Origin of the sequence: Rhodococcus sp. 05-340-2 (assembly GCF_002258915.1) — a bacterium.
In the GTDB taxonomy this organism is placed as follows: domain Bacteria; phylum Actinomycetota; class Actinomycetes; order Mycobacteriales; family Mycobacteriaceae; genus Rhodococcoides.
This window is the reverse complement of sequence record NZ_NOYU01000010.1, coordinates 352,460-371,130: the sequence shown is the minus strand read 5'-3', so window position 1 is coordinate 371,130 and position 18,671 is coordinate 352,460. Positions and strand designations below refer to the sequence as shown.

The 18,671-nt window shown below is 66.0% G+C and carries 15 protein-coding genes; 5 read left to right on the top strand and 10 right to left on the bottom strand.

What is annotated here, in order from left to right; genetic code table 11:
• The first annotated feature begins 13 nt into the window (after positions 1 to 13).
• Positions 14 to 580, top strand: a complete 567-nt coding sequence (locus CH271_RS05995) for a CG0192-related protein (protein WP_094633002.1) — start codon at positions 14 to 16, stop codon at positions 578 to 580.
• Here CH271_RS05995 and CH271_RS05990 read toward each other — a convergent pair.
• Genes CH271_RS05990 through CH271_RS05980 form a run of 3 tightly spaced genes read right to left on the bottom strand, consistent with a single transcriptional unit; the run spans position 577 to position 4,244 of the window.
• Positions 577 to 1,632, bottom strand: coding sequence for an ABC transporter ATP-binding protein (locus tag CH271_RS05990; RefSeq protein ID WP_094633001.1), 1,056 nt, complete (start codon positions 1,630 to 1,632; stop codon positions 577 to 579). The genes CH271_RS05995 and CH271_RS05990 overlap by 4 nt on opposite strands.
• Complete coding sequence (locus tag CH271_RS05985) at positions 1,629 to 3,191, bottom strand: ABC transporter permease (protein WP_256986289.1); 1,563 nt, start codon at positions 3,189 to 3,191, stop codon at positions 1,629 to 1,631. Before CH271_RS05985 ends, CH271_RS05990 begins: the two co-directional genes overlap by 4 nt.
• 9 nt (positions 3,192 to 3,200) lie before the next feature.
• Positions 3,201 to 4,244 (bottom strand): iron ABC transporter substrate-binding protein, encoded by a 1,044-nt coding sequence (locus tag CH271_RS05980; protein WP_052048004.1) that lies wholly within the window; start codon positions 4,242 to 4,244, stop codon positions 3,201 to 3,203.
• Between the two features lie 117 nt (positions 4,245 to 4,361).
• Here CH271_RS05980 and CH271_RS05975 point away from each other — a divergent pair, with 117 nt between their 5' ends.
• Positions 4,362 to 5,561, top strand: a complete 1,200-nt coding sequence (locus CH271_RS05975) for an FAD-dependent monooxygenase (RefSeq protein ID WP_094633000.1) — start codon at positions 4,362 to 4,364, stop codon at positions 5,559 to 5,561.
• Here CH271_RS05975 and CH271_RS05970 read toward each other — a convergent pair.
• The 7 genes from CH271_RS05970 to CH271_RS05940 all read right to left on the bottom strand — a co-directional run bounded on the left by CH271_RS05970 (position 5,558) and on the right by CH271_RS05940 (position 13,925).
• Entirely contained in the window at positions 5,558 to 6,451 is an 894-nt protein-coding gene (locus CH271_RS05970; RefSeq protein WP_094632999.1) for a siderophore-interacting protein, read from the bottom strand. The genes CH271_RS05975 and CH271_RS05970 overlap by 4 nt on opposite strands.
• An 81-nt stretch (positions 6,452 to 6,532) precedes the next feature.
• Positions 6,533 to 7,339, bottom strand: coding sequence for an ABC transporter ATP-binding protein (locus CH271_RS05965; RefSeq protein WP_094632998.1), 807 nt, complete (start codon positions 7,337 to 7,339; stop codon positions 6,533 to 6,535).
• A complete protein-coding gene (locus CH271_RS05960) occupies positions 7,336 to 8,343 on the bottom strand; it encodes a FecCD family ABC transporter permease (RefSeq protein ID WP_094633191.1) in 1,008 nt (335 codons plus the stop codon). Before CH271_RS05960 ends, CH271_RS05965 begins: the two co-directional genes overlap by 4 nt.
• Positions 8,344 to 8,399: 56 nt before the next feature.
• Positions 8,400 to 9,464, bottom strand: coding sequence for an iron chelate uptake ABC transporter family permease subunit (locus CH271_RS05955; protein WP_094633190.1), 1,065 nt, complete (start codon positions 9,462 to 9,464; stop codon positions 8,400 to 8,402).
• Between the two features lie 5 nt (positions 9,465 to 9,469).
• A complete protein-coding gene (locus CH271_RS05950) occupies positions 9,470 to 10,774 on the bottom strand; it encodes a lysine N(6)-hydroxylase/L-ornithine N(5)-oxygenase family protein (protein WP_094632997.1) in 1,305 nt (434 codons plus the stop codon).
• A 135-nt stretch (positions 10,775 to 10,909) separates the two neighbouring features.
• On the bottom strand, positions 10,910 to 12,781 hold the full coding sequence (locus CH271_RS05945) for a siderophore-interacting protein (protein ID WP_094632996.1): 1,872 nt from the start codon (positions 12,779 to 12,781) through the stop codon (positions 10,910 to 10,912).
• Positions 12,782 to 12,851: 70 nt separating this feature from the next.
• Entirely contained in the window at positions 12,852 to 13,925 is a 1,074-nt protein-coding gene (locus tag CH271_RS05940; protein ID WP_094632995.1) for an ABC transporter substrate-binding protein, read from the bottom strand.
• Between the two features lie 244 nt (positions 13,926 to 14,169).
• On the opposite strand from CH271_RS05940, the gene CH271_RS05935 reads away from it, so the two are divergent.
• Genes CH271_RS05935 through CH271_RS05925 form a run of 3 tightly spaced genes read left to right on the top strand, consistent with a single transcriptional unit; the run spans position 14,170 to position 18,628 of the window.
• A complete protein-coding gene (locus CH271_RS05935) occupies positions 14,170 to 15,114 on the top strand; it encodes a methionyl-tRNA formyltransferase (protein ID WP_094632994.1) in 945 nt (314 codons plus the stop codon).
• Positions 15,111 to 16,844 carry an ABC transporter ATP-binding protein gene (locus CH271_RS05930; protein ID WP_256986288.1) on the top strand — a complete coding sequence of 578 codons (1,734 nt, stop codon included), beginning with the start codon at positions 15,111 to 15,113 and terminating at the stop codon, positions 16,842 to 16,844. Before CH271_RS05935 ends, CH271_RS05930 begins: the two co-directional genes overlap by 4 nt.
• Entirely contained in the window at positions 16,841 to 18,628 is a 1,788-nt protein-coding gene (locus tag CH271_RS05925) for an ABC transporter ATP-binding protein (protein ID WP_094632993.1), read from the top strand. Before CH271_RS05930 ends, CH271_RS05925 begins: the two co-directional genes overlap by 4 nt.
• The last annotated feature ends 43 nt before the right edge of the window (positions 18,629 to 18,671 follow it).

Genomic DNA, 18,671 nt, shown 5'->3' with positions numbered 1-18,671 from the left:
GTAGTTTTTCTGCATGGCCCTCATTCATCGCGCGACGCTCGTTCCATCGAAACTGGACGCCATCGCGGCGTGGATTCCGACGCAACCCTGGTGGGATGGATCGGAGGCCGAAGAACTGGACGCTGTGGCTGCGTATCGATTCGACGACCCCGACGGCGAGGTCGGTATCGAGACACATCTCCTGCGTTCGTCGTCGGGCACCGTGTTACAGGTGCCACTCACCTACCGCAGCGCACCGCTGCCCGGGGCAGACGCATATCTCGTTGCCACGATGGAACATTCGGTGCTGGGGAAGCGCTGGGTGTACGACGGCGTCGGCGATCCGGTGTTCGTGGCGGTCACCATTGCGGCCATCGCCGAGGGCGCTCATCAGGCCGAGCTGGTGGTGCAGTCGGCCGACGGTTCTCGATCGGTGCGCGAATCCACCACCCAGGTGTGGGGTACCGGCGGGTGGGCGTCGACGTCACCTCGACTGCATGTCCGCCGCGTGATCGATTCCGTGCCGACCGAGCTCCCACATCTTCTGGGTACCTGGCAGGGTCAGGACGAGCCGATCGTGCTGGTGGAGTTGCGAAACTAGTCCACCGAACCCGCGAACCAATGCACCGGAGACGTCACGGAAACGTCGACGGCGGTTCCGGGGGCGAATCGGTCCGCGGTTCGGGCGATGGCTCGAAGCCGCAGCCCGGTGCCACTGTGCCGCAGGGTCACCGAGGATTCGGGGCCGGTGAAGAACTCGTGCTCGACGACGAATGCGCCGTCCTCGCGCTCCGAGACCGACAGCTGCTCGGGACGGAGCAACGCCTGCCCGTTTCCCGTCGCTCGGGTGGTGGATTCGAGACGACCGAGGACGGTGTCGACGTGGCCGCCCTGTGCTGCGGCGTCGACGAAGTAGGCGTCGCCGACGAACCGCGCGACGGCGGGTGTGGCGGGTCGCTCGTACACCTCACGCGGAGTGTCGATCTGGGCGCAGCGACCACCCAGCAGCACGGCGACCCGATCGGCTGTTCCGAGCGCCTCGGCTCGGTCGTGGGTGACGAGGATCGACGCGGTCTTGCTGGACTGCAACAGCTCTCGAACGTCCTGTCGAATCGAGGTACGCAGCCCCGCGTCGAGGGCGGCGAACGGCTCGTCCATCAACACCACCGACGGAGCCGGTGCGAGCGCACGTGCCAACGCGATGCGCTGCTGCTGACCGCCCGAGAGTTCGCTGGGCTTCACCCCGCCGGCATCGGGTAGTCCGACCAGCTCGAGCATCTCGTCGACGCGTCGGGTGCGCTCTGCGTGACCGGACAGGTAGGGCCGCAGAAACCCTGTACGCAAACCGAATTCGATGTTCCTACGTACCGTCAGGTGTGGAAACAATCCACCTTCCTGCGGCATCAGTCCTATCCCTCGCTTCTCCGGCGGCACCTGAATCTGCCCCGCAACCGAGATGTCCCGCCCGTCGGAGGTGATGCGGCCCGCGTCGATGCGGTGCAGTCCCGCAATGGATCGCAACAGGGTCGTCTTGCCGCAGCCGGAGGGGCCGAGGACGGCAAGCATCTCGCCGTCACCGAGGTCGAGATCGATCCCGTGCAGCACCGCCGTACTGCCGTACGAGGCAACGAGACCGGAAATCACCATGCTCATGGCAGTGCTACTCGCTTCCGCGTCGTGCGCCCCAACGCTCGTGTCAGAACGACCGTCGGGACCACCGAGATCAGGATCAGGGCCAGGGCGTAGGGAGCCGCCTCGCCGTATCGGAACGCCTCGGTGGTGGACCACAGCGTGGTCGCGAGCGTGTCGACTCCCCGAGGGCGCAGCATCAACGTCGCAGGCAGCTCCTTGGCGACGGTCAGGAAGACCAGCGCGGCCCCGGCAGCGATGCCGGGTACGGCGATCGGAATGGTCACTCGGAGGTCGGTGCGCAACCGGCCCGCACCCAGGGTGCGTGAGACATCCTCGAGGACAACGGGAGTGGCGTCGACGACCGCCCTCGTACTGCCGACGGCCAACGGTAGGAACAGCACCACGTACGCCAGCACCAGCAGAACCGCCGTCTGATAGAACGACGGCAGAAACCTGATACCGAGAAAGACCGTGGCGAGCCCGACGGTGATACCCGGTAGTCCGTGCGCGATGTAGGTGGACAACTCGGCACCGCGGGCGGCCCTCGACGTGGATCGGGCCGCGAACAGCGCGACCGGCAACGCGAGCAAGGCCACCACAAGAGCGGCCGTCGCGGAGTACTGGACGGTCTTGGCCGTGACGGCCAGTACGTCCGCCCAGTCGACGGTGAAGCGCAACGATCGACTCAGCCACCGCGACAGGGCCAGAATCGGTACCAGCACCGAAACACCGAGAGCAGCAACGACAACGGCCAGAGCAGGCACACGCCACCGGCCCAGAACCACAGGCTCGGCCATCCGGTCGGTTCCCGATCCCACCCTCGCCGTGGCGCCGCGTCGAGCACGCCGTTCGAGGAGGGTGAGCACCAACGCGCCCACCACGAGCACCAGCCCGAGGACTGCGGCCGCGGTGCGATCGAGTCCCCCGCGGTACGCGCTGTAGATACCGAGCGTGAAGGCGTCGTATCGCATCAGAGCAACCGCCCCGAAGTCACTGATGGTGTACAGCGCGACCAGAAGTGCGCCCGCCGCCGCGGCCGGAACGACGCGACGGCACTCGACGGTGAGCGCCGTGCGTACAGCGCCTCGACCGAGGGTTCGCGAGACCTCGGCCAAAGAAGGGTCCGCGGTGGCGAACGCCGCCGATACCGGCAGCATCACCAGCGGGAAGCAGGACAACGTGAGCACCAGCGCTGCACCGGAAAAGCCGGCCAGCGAGGGGAATTCGGCGATCCACAGGTACCCGGAGACGTAGGACGGGATGGCGAGTGGGGCTGCGAGGACCATCGCGAAGAAGCGTCGCCCCGGTAGATCGGTACGGACGGTCAACCACGCCAGCAGCGTCCCGACCACCACCGACGCGACGAGCACGGTGAGAGTCAGTGTTGCCGTACGGACGGCGAGGTCGAGTGTGCGTTGCCGCAGGAGCAGACGCAGAACCTTCTCGGTTCCTCCGTCGAACGCTCGAACGAACAGGTACACCAAGGGTGTCAGCGTCAGCGCTCCCACGCACAACGCGGTCGTCCCGAGAACGGGACGACCGCCGAAGTGACGCCGCCGAAGCGGCTGGAGTGCAGACACGAGCACCGACTAGATGATTCCGACGTCGGTGAGGAGGGTCTGGGTGGCCTCGAGAGACGAGAGCCGGCCCAGATCGAGATCGGTCGAGCCCAGCTCGGACAGCGGCGGCAGGTCGTAGTCGGAGGTGACTCCATCGATGACGGGGTATTCGGCTGTCTCGTTCGCGAAGTACGTCTGCGATTCGGTCGAGAGCAACTCGCGCACGAAATCGAATGCCGCTTCCTGGTTGTCCGAGGCAGCGAGCACACCGGCACCGGCGACGTTGATCAGCGCGCCGGGGTCGCCGGGCTCGAAGTAGTGCAATTCGACCGGGGCATCGGCACCGTTCTCGTCCTTGAAGGGGTACCAGTAGTAGTGGTTGAGCAGGCCGGTGGCGACCTGTCCGTCGTTGACGGCGGTCAGCAGCGGACCGTTGCCCTCGAAGGCGACCGGCTCGTTGGCGACGAATCCTTCGAGCCAGGTGCGAGCACCGTCCTCGCCGCGCTGCACCCGCAGAGCGGTGACGAAGGCCTGGAACGACGCGTTGGTCGGTGCGTAGCCGATCTGTCCGCGCCAGCGCGGGTCGAGCAGTCCGTCGATACCGGTGGGCAGGTCTGCTGCCTGCACCGAATCGGAGTTGTAGGCCAACACGCGGGCCCGCGCGGAGGTGGCGACCCAGGTGCCGTCGGTCCCGCGGTACTGCTCGGGAACGAGGGAGAGGATGTCCTCGGGCAGCGGTGCGAGAGCGCCCGCTTCGTCCAGGGCACCGAGTGCGCCTGCGTCCTGACCGTAGAAGACGTCGGCCGGGGTCGCGTCGCCCTCTTCGAGGATCTTTGCGGCCTGTGCGTTGGTGTTGCCCGAGTAGTCGACCTCGATACCGCCACCGATTCGCTCGATCAGCGGGTCGACGAGCTCTTCACCGCGGCCGGAGTACACCACGAGTGCGGACTCCGAGGTGGCGGACTCGGAGGTGGACGTGCCTTCGTCGGACGAGCCGTCCGAGCTGCATGAGACGAGACCGAGGGCGAGGGTTGCGCTGAACGAGAGCAGCGCCAGACGGCGAACGGTGAACACGGTTCTCCTGACGAAAACGGGTCATTCGGACAATTCGATGAAAGTACACCACAAAGGTGAGGCTCAGCTACTTTCCCTCCGGGATTGAACGGCCGGACGCTCGGGCACTCCCACTCCATGACTTCTCGTGTACTCGTCACCGGTGCGAGCATCGCCGGTCCCACCGCGGCGTTCTGGCTGGACCGAGCCGGCTTCGAGGTCACCGTCCTCGAACGCTCACCGCAACTGCGACTCGGCGGCCAGAACATCGACGTTCGCGGCTCCGGCCGCGAGGTGCTGCGTCGCATGGGTCTGGACGCGACCCTCCTCGCGAGCGGCACCACCGAGAAGGGCACCCGATTCGTCGACGACGCCGACGCCACCATCGCGGCCTTCCCGGCCGGCGACGGAACCCACGACGGACCGACGGCGGAGTTGGAGATTCTGCGCGGCGAGTTCGCGCGGATCCTCGTCGAATCCGCCGGACCGCGAACCGAGTATCGCTACGGCGATCGCGTCGTCGGCGTGGCCCAGGATGCCGACGGAGTCGATGTGACGTTCGCGTCGGGACCGTCCGAGCGGTTCGATCTGGTTCTCTTCGCCGACGGAATCCGCTCCAGCAGCAGGGAACTGGTGTTCGCCGGGGAGGCCGAGACCACACCCGTCGGCCTGTACACCGCCTACGGCGTACTGCCGAAGGGACCGAGCGACGACGGGTGGTGGCGTTGGTTCAACGCCCCCGGATCTCGCGTGGCGAATCTACGACCGGACAACCTCGGCACGACGCGATTCAGCCTGTCCTGGGTGTCCGACGACAGCGGCTACGAGGGCGCGTCCACCGAACGCGTCGTCGCCGCCCTGCGTTCGACGTTCGCCGACGTCGGTTGGGAAGTGCCCCGGATCCTGGACTCGCTGGGACCGGACTCGGAACTGTACGTCGACTATCTGGCGCGGGTGAAGGCCCCGCGCTGGTCCGACGGCAGAATCGGCATGCTCGGCGATGCCGCCTGGTGCGCAACGCCGTTGAGCGGCATGGGCACCACGCTGTCGGTCACCGGCGCGTACGTTCTCGCCGGCGAGCTCGCGCGAGCGAGTGATCACCGAGCCGGGTTCGAGGCCTTCGAGGCGCGTATGCGTCCGTTCGTCGATCAGGCTCAGAAACTCCCGCCCGGTGTGCCTCGCGTCGCGCATCCGAAGACCTCGGCGGGAGTGGCGGCGTTCCGCACCGTACTTCGCCTGGCCGGATCGAAGCCCGTACAAGCCGTGACCAGCAAGTTCCTCGGCCCCGACGCAGCGACACTGGAGCTGCCGGACTACGAGTTCGACAACGCCGGCTAGAGCCCCACCCGCTCGAGCAGCGCATCGAATGCCTCGCTGGCTTCCTGCTCGGAGCGGCCGGATTCGATGACGCCGTTGTACACCGCCAGCGCCTCCTCCTGGTACTGCTTGTATTTCTCGAGCCACTTCTCGGAGTCGGCGCGCCAGTATCCGATGATGTCGAAGTACGCGATGTCGTAGCCCAATTCCTTGCGGAAGTGCTTGCGCACCCGACGTGAGGACGACGCCTCGCCTGCGAACCACACGTACCCGCGGCCCTCCGGCAACGGATACGCCAATGCTGCATCGTCGAGAACGCTTGCGCTGTCGCCGTTTCCGGATCCGATGCGCCAGTCGAACGTGACGTCGGCCTGGGTCTCGAAGGATTGGATGTCGCCGCGTTCGAGAACCTCGACGATCGCGTGAGCCTTGGCCCCCGCCGGCAACTGTTCGACGAGTCGGCCGAGCGCGGGCAACCCGGTCATGTCCGCGATCAACAGCAGCCATTGCACGTCGGCGGGCGGTGAATACCAGGATCGTGGACGGGTGAACAACACCGTCTGCCCCGGGACGGCCTGTTGAGCCCAGGTGGATGCGACACCGCCCTCGTGCGCGAAGAAGTCGATGGTCAGCTCACCCCGCTCCGGGTCGAGACGACGAACGGTGTAGTTGCGGCCTTCGGGGGCATCGTCGAGACCGTGGAACCACCAGAACCCGTCGACCTCGGTCATCGGCGGCGGGATCACCTCGCCTGCCCTGGGGAAATAGACTCCGACGCATTCGTCGGGCACCCCGAGCGTGCGGTAACGGGCGACATGCTCGCCGCCGAAGGTCACACGCACCATGTGCACCGTGAGTCGTTCCACCGCAACGACATCGGCGTAGTAGTAACCACGCGGTTGTTCGTTCATCTCGATCCTCGATGCATATTCCGTCGTAACTCTTGCGAGAACGTTCAGGCCGCTTCGGCGGCCACTCTCCCCGATTCTAAACTAAGGCTTGCCTAGCCTGCGACCGACCACCTTGGGGATCACCAACGGCGTGTGCGATTCCGGATCGTCGATGATGCGGCACGGCAGCCCGAAGACCGCCTCGACCAGCTCGGCGGTGACGACGTCGGCGGGCGCGCCCTCGGTGACCACCGCGCCGTCCTTCATCGCGATGATGTGATCGGCGTACCGGCAGGCGTGATTGAGGTCGTGCAACACGGCGACGAGAGTGCGGCCGTTCTCGCGGTTCAGCGTGGCCAGCAGGTCGAGAAGCTCGATCTGGTGGGCGATGTCGAGGAAGGTCGTCGGCTCGTCCAGCAGCAACAGCGGCGTCTGCTGCGCGAGAACCATTGCCACCCATACGCGTTGCTGCTGTCCGCCGGACAGTTCGTCCACCGGACGGGCGGACAGCGACGTCACTCCGGTGGCGTTCATGGCCTCGATCACCGCACCCTCGTCCGTCGTCGACCACTGCCGGATCAGCTTCTGATGCGGATAACGGCCCCGCGCAACGAGATCGGCCACCGAAATACCGTCGGGCGCGATGGAGGTCTGCGGGAGCAGGCCGAGGCGTCGGGCAACTTCCTTCGCCGGGTACGAGGAGATCGCCTTCCCGTCCAGCAGAACGGTTCCGCGAGAAGGCTTCAGCAGCCGCGAGAGTGCCCGCAGCAGAGTCGATTTACCACAGGCATTCGGTCCGACGATGACGGTGAACTTGCCGTCGGGAATCTCGACGGTCAGGTTTTCACTGACGACGCTCCTGTCGTATCCGACTGTGATGTCGTCGGTGTGCAATCGAGGCTTCGTCACTGCTTCCTGCCTTCCCGCGCCAACAACCACACGAAGTATGCGCCGCCGACCGATACGGTCACCACACCCACCGGCAGCTGTGTGGGTGCGAAGGCGCGCTGCGCAGCAACGTCGCTCACGACCAACAGCAGCGCCCCCATGCACGCGGCAGGCACCATCGCCCCTCCCGAGGTGCCGGTGAGGCGGCGCGCCAACTGCGGCGCGGCCAGCGCGATGAACGAGATCGGCCCTGCAGCCGCGGTGACCATTGCGATCAGCGCAACCCCCAGGAACACCAGCATCAGCCGGGTCGGCTCGGCGCGCACACCGAGCGCCCTCGCCGCATCGTCCCCCATCTCCAACATCGGCAGCCGACGCGAGAGCACCGCCGAGCACGACGCGATGACGACCGACACGGCCAGCACGGGTCCCACCTGCGACCACCCCAGGCCGTTGAGGGTGCCCGCACCCCACACGGCGGCCGCGATCGCGTCGTCCAGGTCGGCCCTGATCACGAGCCAGGTGTTGACGGAGGCCAGAACGGCGCTGACGGCGATCCCGACGATGATCAACCGGAAGCCCTGCACCCCGCGCCGGTACGCGAGTAAGTAGACCACAGCAGCCGTCGCGAGTCCGCCGATCAGCGCGCCCGCTCCGGTCCGGTAGTAGCCACCACCGAGAGTGAGGATGACCACGAGCGCACCGGTGTACGCACCGGTGCCGAATCCGATGATGTCCGGGCTGCCCAAGGGATTTCGCGTCAAGGATTGAAAGACCGCGCCCGATACCCCGAGGGCGGCTCCGAACAGGAAGGCCAGTGCCACTCGGGGAAACCGCCACTCCATCACCACGATCTCGGTCAGGCGTGGCGCGTCGCCGAACACCGCGGCGAGCACCTCGTTCGGCGGAATGTAGTAGTCGCCGGTACCGACCGCGACGACGGAGACCACCACCGTCACGAGAAGCAACGCCCCGCAGACGCCCACCGTTCGGATGTCGATGCGGCAGTCCACCCGATCCCGCATGCGCACGACCCACAGCTTTCGGCCGAAATCGATGTCGCCGCCGCGTTGTCCCCGGGTCACAGTCCGCTCGCCTTCTTGCGGCGAACCAGCACGATCAGCACGGGCGCGCCGACGAACGCGGTGACGATCCCGACCTGCAGCTCCCCCGGCCTGATCACGATGCGGCCGACCACGTCCGAGAGCAGCAGCAGGCCCGGTGCCGCGAACACCGTGTAGATCAGAATCCAACGCTGGTCCGGTCCGACGAACCACCGCACCATGTGCGGAATCATCAGTCCGACGAACCCGATGGGCCCGGCCGCCGCCGTCGCAGCACCGGCGAGCAGAGTCACAGCAACGACGCCGACGATTCGCGTACGAATCACGTTCGCCCCCAACGACTGGGCCAGATCGTCGCCGAGTGCGATCGCATTGAGGGGACGAGCGATCAGGGCCGCCAGGAAGACTCCGAGCGCGATGAACGGGGCGACTTCGGATGCGATGTCCAGACCTCGACCGGCCAACGACCCCGCTCCCCAGAACCTCATCCTGTCGAAGGCGTCCGGATCGAGCAACAGCATGCCCGAGGTGACGCCGCCCAGTACCGCACCGAGCGCAATTCCGGACAGTGTCAACCGGATCGGAGTGGCTCCCGCTCGCCCCAGCGACCCCAGCGCGTACACCACGATCGTGGCGACCACTGCCCCGGCGAACGCGAACCATATGTAGGACCGAATGTCGGTGACACCCAGCACGCCGACGGCGATCGCGACGAAGAATGCCGCCCCGGCATTGACGCCGAGAATTCCCGGGTCGGCCAGCGGGTTCCGCGTCATCGCCTGAATCAGTACACCGGCAACCCCGAGGGCGATTCCGACGAGCAACCCCAGAACGGTACGCGGAAGCCGTAGTTCGCGGACGATCACGGATTCGGTGGATCCGTCGGCGACGAACAGCCCGTGCCACACCTCACCGATCGGGATGTACTCGGTGCCCACCGAGATGCTCACCAGGCACAGCGCTGCCAGAACACCGAGGACGACGAACAACCCCGCGGCCCGACGCGCATCGGTGCGAGCGAGACCACCGACTTCGGCCGGAACATCTCGCTGTTCCGGCCCGTCGCCCGTCCTCGTGCTCACCCGATTCACACCACCGATCGCACCCTCGCGCTCACAGCGGACTTCACGATCTCACCGCTGCGAACAGCGATGTTCGACAGCAACGACGAGGTCAGGCCGTGCGTGTGTTCCGTGCCGCCCTGCAGGTAGATCGAACCCGCGCTCGGTTCACGCGTCACGAGTCGGTAGTCACGCGTCACGCGAGGACCGCGAGAGTCGTATTCGACGGCGTCGAACAGCGGACCGAGGATCTCGGGTAGATCGAGGGACGTGAAGCCGGTGGCATAGACGACAGCGTCGCACAGTATGTCCTCGGCAAGACCCGTCGGGCCGTGCTCGACGGAGGCACGCACGCCCGTCGGCTCTTCGGTGGCTCCGATCAAGCGGGTTGCTCCGTGCACGAACAACCGCCGCTGCCCGCTGACCCGCTCGGCGTACTCCCGGGCGTACAGCTCCTCGATCAGAGGCAGGTCGACGGCGGAGTAGTTGGTGCCGCGGTGATACTGCAACAGCTGCTCGCGCAGGGTGTGCGACGACGAGTAGAAGTCATCGACGGCCGCCGGATCGAAGATGCGATTGGCGTAGGGGCTGTCGTCGGCCGGGCTGTACCCGTACTTGCGCAACACCGCGTGCACCGACGCATCGCTGTACGTCGAGTGCAGGTAGTCCACCACCTCGGCGGCGCTCTGCCCGGCACCGACGACGACGAACGTGCGATGCGACCGCGACGGCAACCGATCGAGATGGCCGAGGAGATCATGGTTGTGGAACTGCCGCGCCGACGCCGTGACTCCGTCGGGCAGGGTGGCGGTCAGCCCTCCGGCGAGCACGATGTTGCGCCCCCGCACGGTCCCGGTTCGTCGGCCTTCGGTTCGGACGCCGTACCCGTCGCCGGTGTCGACGACGTCCACCGCCCGGGTGCCGTAGTGCACCATCGCGTCGACCTTTCCGGCGGCCCACGCCAGGTAGTCGTGGAACTCGAGCCTGCTCGGGAAGAACGTCTGCAGGTTGATGAAGTGATTGAGCCGGCCCTGCTCCGACAGATAGGCCAGAAAGGTGTATTCACTGCTGGCGTTGCGCTGGGTCGCCAGGTCCTTGAGGAACGAGATCTGCATCGACGTCCCCGGCAGCAACATGCCGGGGTGCCAAGCGAACTCGCCCTTGGACTCGACGAAGCAGGCCGTCAATCGTTCTGTTGGAGTGCAGGTTCGGTTGTGCTCCTCGATCGCGATGGCCAGTCCCAGATTGGAGGGCCCGAATCCGACACCGACGATGTCGTACTCGCAGTCTTCGGTGAGGTCGTATTCTCGCGAGTTGTCGTCGACAGTCATCGTGCAAGCGCTCCTGACAGTGAATGGGTCCATGACCGCGTTTCTGCGCGCAACGAAAGTGCCTGAACATCCGCGCACGCCTTCGATAGGCAACGCTAACCTAACTAGTGCACTATCACAACGGCTTCGACGGTGTCAGGGAACACGGCGCAGATCCAGCACCGTGACGCCCCAACCGACCAGGGTCGACGCCGTGACAGCGAGGCCGGCATCGGCTGCCACGGAGGCGAATTCGGATACCGTTCGTACACCGCTACCGTGCATGCAGAGCATCAGTAGATCGAATTCGGCCTGGTCCTCGTTGAACGAAGCGTCACTCGAAAGTCGCTCGACGACGACCAATTTTCCGTTGTCGGCCAATCCCGTTGCCGCATTGCGCAACAACAGTACGAGGTCGTCGTCACGATAGTGTCCGGTGACCTCGAGCAACAGATACGCGTCGAATCCGTTCCCGTGCTCCACATGCGGTTCGGATATCACGCTCTGCGGGTAATTCGCCACTCGCTCCTCGAGTTCGGGCCACTTGCCGAGGTCACGTCGAATCAGGTCGAGTTCGCTGGGCAACCCGAGCACACCCGCCGATACACCGTCGTACCGGGGCAGAACGGAGCCGAGCACCACTCCGGATCCTGCGCCCGCCACCAACAGGGACGAGACCCCGTCGAACGAATAGTCCTGCACCAGAGCAGAACCCAGGAACGCGGCCTCGTCGGCGATGTGGTTGTGATGCAGTTCGGTGAGCCGCGGGGACGCCTCGAGGTCTTCGGCCAACGTGTTGCCGGTCAGCAGGCTCGCGCTGGCGGTGCCGGTCCGCAGGCTGTCCACCAGACCTGTGATCGACAGCTCCACCCGTGCCTCGATCCCGTCCAGGTCCAGCCAGTGCGAGATCCAGTCGTCGCCGAGCATCGCCTCACCGATATCGCCGAGAATCAGGTCACCGGAGGAGTTCTCGGCGAGGACGTCGACGGCACGCAGATAGCGCACGAATTTCGCGAGGGCGCGCGCGTCCGTCTCGGTGGCTTCCGCCAGCGATTCGACGGAGCACGCCCCTCGGGACACGTGCAACGGGATACGTAATGTGTTGGCCGCCCTCAAGGCGAAGGGCGACAGTATTTCCGCACGTTCGGCGAGCCTGTCGAACGGCTCGGACTCGCCGCCGCTGAGGTCGGGCACCTCGGGATCGTCGGCCCGGGTCAGAACCTCGGCGCGACGCCAGTACCCCGTGACGTCGACCATCTCGGGCGGCAGGCCGCGATCCTCGCGCAGATACCGACGGATTCCCTTGAGAGCGGTTGCTTCCCCCGCCACCCAGGCGAACACCGTTCCGTCCCACCAGGGTGCCGCCCGCACCGCGCTGTCGAGCAAGTCGCCGGTGCCGGCGGTGACGCCGTCCCGGTGGACCCACGTGATCTCGGCGTCGGCGGCCGTCGGCAACGGCAACTCTCGCTCGACGTCGGCGACCTCGACGAACACCCTGATTCGTCGGCCCGGCAATGCCTCTTCGAGATATCGAGCGATGGCAGGTAACGCGGTCTCGTCCCCGACGAGCAACACCCAGTCGACACCGGCCGGGGCATGGCCCGACCGCACCGGTCCGAGCAGGGTGATGGAATCGCCGACGCGGCAACGCCGACCCCACGTCGACGCGATGCCGGTGTCGTGGGTGACGAAGTCGAGAGTCACCTGCGCGGTCTCGGGATCGACGCTGCGCACGGTGTAGTTGCGGGTCACCGGACGCGGATCACGCGGCCATTCGACGGTGCGCTCGTGCTGGGTCGGCAGCACCACCGTGCCGTCGGTCTCCGCCGGGAAGAACAGCCGCACGAAATCGTCGAATCCTTCGCTACGCAACGCCGGGAACCGGTAATCGTCGCGCGAGAACTCGTGCAGCTGCGGCCCACCCAACACGATCCTGCGCATACCCGAACCCAGCCGGCGTGTCTCGATCACCGTTGCCGTGCGCAGGACCTCGGGAAAGACGACCTGAAGTCGATGAGACCTTGCCACGGTGAAACACGCTCCTGTAGTCGAAAGCGAATACGCCTGTGCTCGCGTCGAGTGGGCCGCCCGATCTCTATCAGCCCTGAACGTTCTCTGCGGCGGTGTTCAGTGCCGAGGCCACGTCGTCGAGGATGTACGGGATCGTCAGCACCGTCAGGCCACCGAACGCGAAGTTCTTGTCCGCACTGAGGGCCTCGGTGGAGGCGGTACGACCCTGCGCCAGTACGGGTTGCGAGGCCACGGCGGGTTCGGCCAGGAACCCTGCGAGCGATTCCTTGTCGTACGCCACGACGAACAGCACGTCGGACTTCAGCAACTGCGCCTGTTCGAGGCTGAGCTCGAAGTACACGGCGTCGGGGTCCTTGGCCGGGTCGGCCTGTTGAATGGTGGGCTCGTTGACGAGACCGAGCTGCTCGAGGAACTCGACTCGTACGTCGTCGTCCTTGCTGACGGCGAAAGTGCCGGGTGAGTTGGGCAGCGCGACGGTGACCGTCTTGCCCTGCAGCGCAGAGTACTTCGTCGCCGCATCGGCAATCGAGGCCTCGACTCCGGAAACCAGGTCGGCGGCCTCCTTCTCCTTGCCCAGCGCCTTGCCCGCGATGGTCAGCTGGTCCTCCCACGAGGTGGTCCACTGCTTGTCCGGGTACGCGACGACGGGCGCGATGTCGGAGAGCTTGTCGAACTCCTCTTGGCTCAACCCCGAGTACGGCGCGAAGATCAGATCCGGTGCGGCGGCAGCGAACTGCTCGACCGGAACCGCTCCGGTGCCGTCACCGGAGAGCAGTGTCGGCGCGTCGCCGCCCAGGTCGGCGAGAGCCTTCGCGTCCCACGGCAGAACACCGCGTTCGTCCGCACCGTACTGGGCACCGTCGAATGTCGGCATCGCAACGGGTACGACTCCGAGGGCGAGAATCGCGTCCTGGTTCGACCAACCCCAGGTCGCGATCCGCTTCGGTGCTTCGGGGATCGTCGCGGATCCGAGTGCCGAGTCGATCGTGACCGGAAATGCGGACTCCTGCGCAGACGTCGTGGAGTCGGCGGCACGCGTCTCCTCGGTATCGCTGCTGCATCCGGCGGCGAGGGCGATGGTCAGCCCTCCGGCGAGCGCGATCGACGCGGCGATCCTCATCCACTTCGTACGAACCTTCATCGTTCTTCGGAACCTCTCCACTCGACCTGGCACTCACTGCGTCCCACACCCGACGGGGCGAGGCGACTGACAAGGTAACACCATTGAGGCAAGCCTCACCTCACTAGAGAAGCACGGCACCGCACATTCCGAAGCTAGGCTAGGCTACCCTCGCTGAGGCGTCGGGTCCGTCGGTTGCACGAACAGCCGTGGCCGGACTCCCGTGACCGACGTTCGATGTAACCGTTCCGAGGAAAGGCTCGTCATGCGAGTGGTGATGTTCGGCTATCAGACTTGGGGTCACAAGACTCTCCAGGCGCTGATCGAGTCGCGGCACGAGGTGGTGGGTGTGGTAACTCATCCCACCAGTGATCAAGCGTACGAGAGCATTTGGGCCGACTCGGTCGAGGACCTGGCCCGCGGACACGACGTACCCGTACATCTGGCCCGACGGCCCGACGACGCGCTGATCGACCGGATTCACCGGTGGGCCCCCGACATCATCGTGGCCAACAACTGGCGCACCTGGCTTCCGCCGGAGATCTTCGATCACCCGCCCCACGGAACGCTCAATCTTCACGACTCGCTCCTTCCGAAATTCACCGGATTCTCACCCATCGCATGGGCCCTGATCAGCGGCGCACCCGAGGTGGGTCTGACCGCCCACCGCATGGACGGCGAGCTCGACACCGGCGATATCCTCACTCAGGCCGCAGTGCCGATCGGCCCCCGTTCCACCGCGACGGAGTTGGTGCTGGCCACGATAGATCTCATTCCCGAGGTCCTCCTCGAGTCACTCGACAGCATCGAAGCGGGCACAGCCCGGTGGCGCCCACAAGACCTGTCGGAGCGCACGTTCTTCCACAAGAGACACGAGACCGACAGTCTGATCGACTGGTCCTGGGACGCGACCGACATCGACCGGTTGATTCGAGCGATGTCCGACCCGTACCCGAACGCGTTCACGCATTATCGCGGCGAGCGCATTTCCGTCGTGGAAGCTCATGTGTCACAGGGGATCTACGGAGGCACTCCAGGCCGAGTGTTCATTCGTGAAGGCGACGGCATGGCCATCGTCGCGGGCCCGAATGCCCACCGCGGCACAAATCGGGCACTCGTCATAGACCGCGTCCGAACCGACGACGGCACCGATCACGCTGCTCTGGAGTACTTTCCGAGCGGTGGCGGCTACCTCACCACCACCCCGTGACCGCTCTCACCGCGCAGGCGAACCCCGCAGCACCGTTGACCGCGCGCCGCATCGTTCGTCGCACCCTGACCCGCAACAGAGGACGACTCGCAGTCGGAACTGTCCTGCTGTGCGCGCACCAGATCGCCGAGACGGCAGTGCCGTTGGCCCTCGGCGTGATCATCGACCGCGGGATCGCCGACGGCGGGCCGGTGCAACTGGCCTGGTCCATCGCCGCCCTGGCCGTGCTCTTCATCGCACTCACGACGGCGTTCCAGGTCGGGATGCGCCAGCTGAACCTGGCCCTCCAGCGCGAAGCACACCTGGTGCGCATGGAGGTGTCCGGTCGCGTCCTGTCCACCTGCGGGGTGCGCACTCCGTTGTCCGACGGCGAGATGCTCACCGTGTCGAGCAGCGACGCCGAACAGGCAGCATGGTTCCTCGATCTCTTTCCGCGCATGGCAGCAGCAGCAACTGCGGTTCTCGCGACAGCCGTCGCCCTGTTCGTCATCGACGTCCCACTCGGCCTCGCGGTACTACTGGGCACACCCCTGTTCATGGCACTGCTCCGACTCGCGACGCCGCTGATCACCGCACGCACGGTGCAGCAGCAATCTCGCGTGGCCAAGGCAACCGCGATGGCCGGTGATCTGGTCGTCGGCCTGCGGTCTCTCCAAGGAATCGGTGCCCAACATGCCGCGTCTGCTCGTTACCGCGCGGCGAGCACAACAGCACTGAACGCAGCCCTCGCCACCGTCCGGTCACTCGCGCTCCAGCGAGGTGTCACGACGACCGTGAGTGCGCTGATCGCTGCCTGCGTCGCATCGTTGGCCGGATGGTTCGCACTCGACGGGCGGATCTCCATCGGGGAGCTGATCGCGGTGGTCGGTCTCGCCCAGTTCCTCATCGAGCCGCTCACCCTGCTGACCTCCGCGCCCGCAGTGGTTGCGCGTGCGCGCGGTTCCGCAGAACGCGTGTCGACCGTGCTCTCGGCCCCTTCCCTTCTGTCCGACGGACCCGAATCGGTACCGGTGCCGACGGGTTTGTCGGTGCGGAACGTGACCTTTCGATCTCTTGCCGGCATCGACATCGACGCCCGTCCAGGCGAATTCGTCGCGGTGATCGCGCTCGATCCCTCGGATGGAGACGCTCTTGCCACCGTTCTCGGCGGCCAAGTCGCCTCCGACGAGTACTCGGGGGACGTGATGTTCGCCGGTGTGTCCATGCGCGAGGTCTCGCGCGAGTCGTTCCGGACGAGAGTGCTGGCCGAGCCGCACACCACCGATCTCTTCGCCGGCTCGCTGATCGAGAACATCGTGGGATTCGAAACCGACACGGATCGAGGGCACCTCGACGCGGTGCTGTCGGCTTCGGCTGCCGACCAGGTTGCCACCGTGCACCGGGACGGACTCGAGCACCGAGTGAACGACCGGGGACAGAATCTGTCCGGTGGGCAGCGCCAGCGCCTGGCACTGGCCCGAGCGCTGTATGCGCGTCCACCCGTGCTCGTGCTGCACGAGCCGACCACCGCAGTGGACGCCGTGACCGAACAGGCCATCGCCGATGGCATTCGAGGAGTGCGACATTCGGCAGATCGTGACGACGTCACTGTCGTCGTCACGTCGTCACCGGCGCTGCTGGCAACAGCAGACGTCGTCGTCGTATTGCGCGACGGGCACGTGAGCGACACCGGGACACACGCCGATCTGACCGCAACCAACGCCGAGTACGCAGAGGCGGTTCTACGATGAACGCGAACGTACAGGATCGACACCGCTTGCCGATCGCGGAGGCCCGTCGGTCCCGGCGGTGGCTCGGCGCACGGATTCGTCGGCATCCCGGTGCTCTCGTCGGTGCACTCGTGACCGGGATCGTGTCCTCGCTGGCCGCTCTGGTGCCGTTCTTCGTTCTCGGTCGACTGGTGGACGAAGTGACCGACGGCGGTACGCCTCGGTCCATCCTCCCGATCGTGGCCATCCTCGCGGTGGCTGCAGTACTGGCGGGAACGTTTTCCGGTGGGACGAGCTATGCCGTCTCCCGCCTCGGCGAAACCATCGTTGCGGGACTTCGTGAATCGGCTCTGGAACGTGTTCTGAACCTTCCCCCCGTCACGGTCGAATCAACCGGGCGCGGCGACCTCCTGTCTCGGATCGGAGACGACGTTGCGCGGATCACCCGTGCTGCCGGAGACGTTGTCCCGTCGATGATCTCGGCCGCTCTGCTCGTCGCGGTATCGGTGGTGGCCATGTTCGGTCTCGACTACCGCCTCGGTCTCGCCGGAATGCTCGCACTGCCGCTGTATCTGCTCGCGCTTCGCTGGTACCTGCCGCGGAGTGGCCCTCTGTACGCCGCCGAGAGGGCGGCGATGGGCGACCGATCGGAAGCACTCACCAGCAGCATTCACGGACTTCGCACGGTGCGGGCATACGGAACCGAGAACATGCGGCTCGCCGAGATCGAATCGGCATCGAACCAGGCACGCACACTGGCCATTTCGGTCTTCCGACTGTTCACGCGGTTCGTCGGCCGAGAGAACCGAGCCGAGTTCTTCGGCCTGTCGATCCTGCTCGTCGTCGGATACTTCCTGTTCTCACGTGACGAAGTGACGATCGGTGCCGTCACCACTGCGGTGCTGCTCTTCCACCGGTTGTTCAACCCCCTCGGCACCATCCTGTTCCTGTTCGACGAAATCCAATCCGCCGGTGCAAGTCTGAATCGACTCGTCGGAGTCGTCGACATCGCTCTACCCGACCGCCCACAGATTGCCGCCCCATCGGAGTACACGCTCAGCCTCGACGGGGTTCGGTATTCGTACGTCTCCGGCGACGAAATTCTGCACGGCATCCACCTCACGGTGCCTGCCGGGACCTCGCTGGCACTGGTCGGTTCCACCGGAGCCGGCAAGACCACCGCTGCACTCGTCGCAGCGGGATCCATCGAGCCCGACTCGGGAACGGTGACCATCGGCGGGGTGCCGCTGCACGATCTCGGAACAGCGGAACTGCGCCGCTACGTGTCGATCCTGAGCCAGGACGTCCACGTCACCGCCGGGCCGTTGATCGACGACCTCCGTCTTGCGCTCGGTGACGTCCGCGACGACGACAAGATCTGGAAGGCACTCGACGTCGTCGGTGCGGCGTCGTGGGTGCGCGAGCTGCCGGACGGCATCGACACCGTCGTCGGCGACGACGGGTATTCGCTCACCGCTCATCGCAAGCAACAGTTGGCCCTCGCCCGACTCGTGTTGGTCGATACCCCGGTCGCCGTCCTCGACGAGGCCACGGCAGAAGCAGGCAGTTCGGGAGCGCGCGCACTCGAACGAGCCGCGCACGCCGCAACGCGCGGGCGAACGACACTCGTCGTCGCCCACCGGCTCACTCAAGCCGCCGCAGCCGATGCCATTGCCGTCCTCGACGCGGGGCGGGTGGTGGAACACGGCACCCATGAAGACCTGGTGAACGCAGGTGGGCCGTACGCACAACTCTGGCGTGCGTGGAAGGGCTCGGACGCGGTCGGGGTGCAAAACCCGGGCTGACCGACTCCCGAGATCAACAGTCCACCGGATCTACAATGTCGAG

Bases quoted from the DNA above. Each gene is read 5' to 3' on its own strand.
- CH271_RS05935 (WP_094632994.1), top strand. From the start codon at position 14,170: ATGCGAGTGGTGATGTTCGGCTATCAGACTTGGGGTCACAAGACTCTC.
- CH271_RS05975 (WP_094633000.1), top strand. From the start codon at position 4,362: ATGACTTCTCGTGTACTCGTCACCGGTGCGAGCATCGCCGGTCCCACC.
- CH271_RS05950 (WP_094632997.1), bottom strand. From the start codon at position 10,774: ATGACTGTCGACGACAACTCGCGAGAATACGACCTCACCGAAGACTGC.
- CH271_RS05970 (WP_094632999.1), bottom strand. From the start codon at position 6,451: ATGAACGAACAACCGCGTGGTTACTACTACGCCGATGTCGTTGCGGTG.
- CH271_RS05990 (WP_094633001.1), bottom strand. From the start codon at position 1,632: ATGAGCATGGTGATTTCCGGTCTCGTTGCCTCGTACGGCAGTACGGCG.
- CH271_RS05995 (WP_094633002.1), top strand. From the start codon at position 14: ATGGCCCTCATTCATCGCGCGACGCTCGTTCCATCGAAACTGGACGCC.
- CH271_RS05925 (WP_094632993.1), top strand. From the start codon at position 16,841: ATGAACGCGAACGTACAGGATCGACACCGCTTGCCGATCGCGGAGGCC.
- CH271_RS05960 (WP_094633191.1), bottom strand. From the start codon at position 8,343: ATGCGGGATCGGGTGGACTGCCGCATCGACATCCGAACGGTGGGCGTC.
- CH271_RS05940 (WP_094632995.1), bottom strand. From the start codon at position 13,925: ATGAAGGTTCGTACGAAGTGGATGAGGATCGCCGCGTCGATCGCGCTC.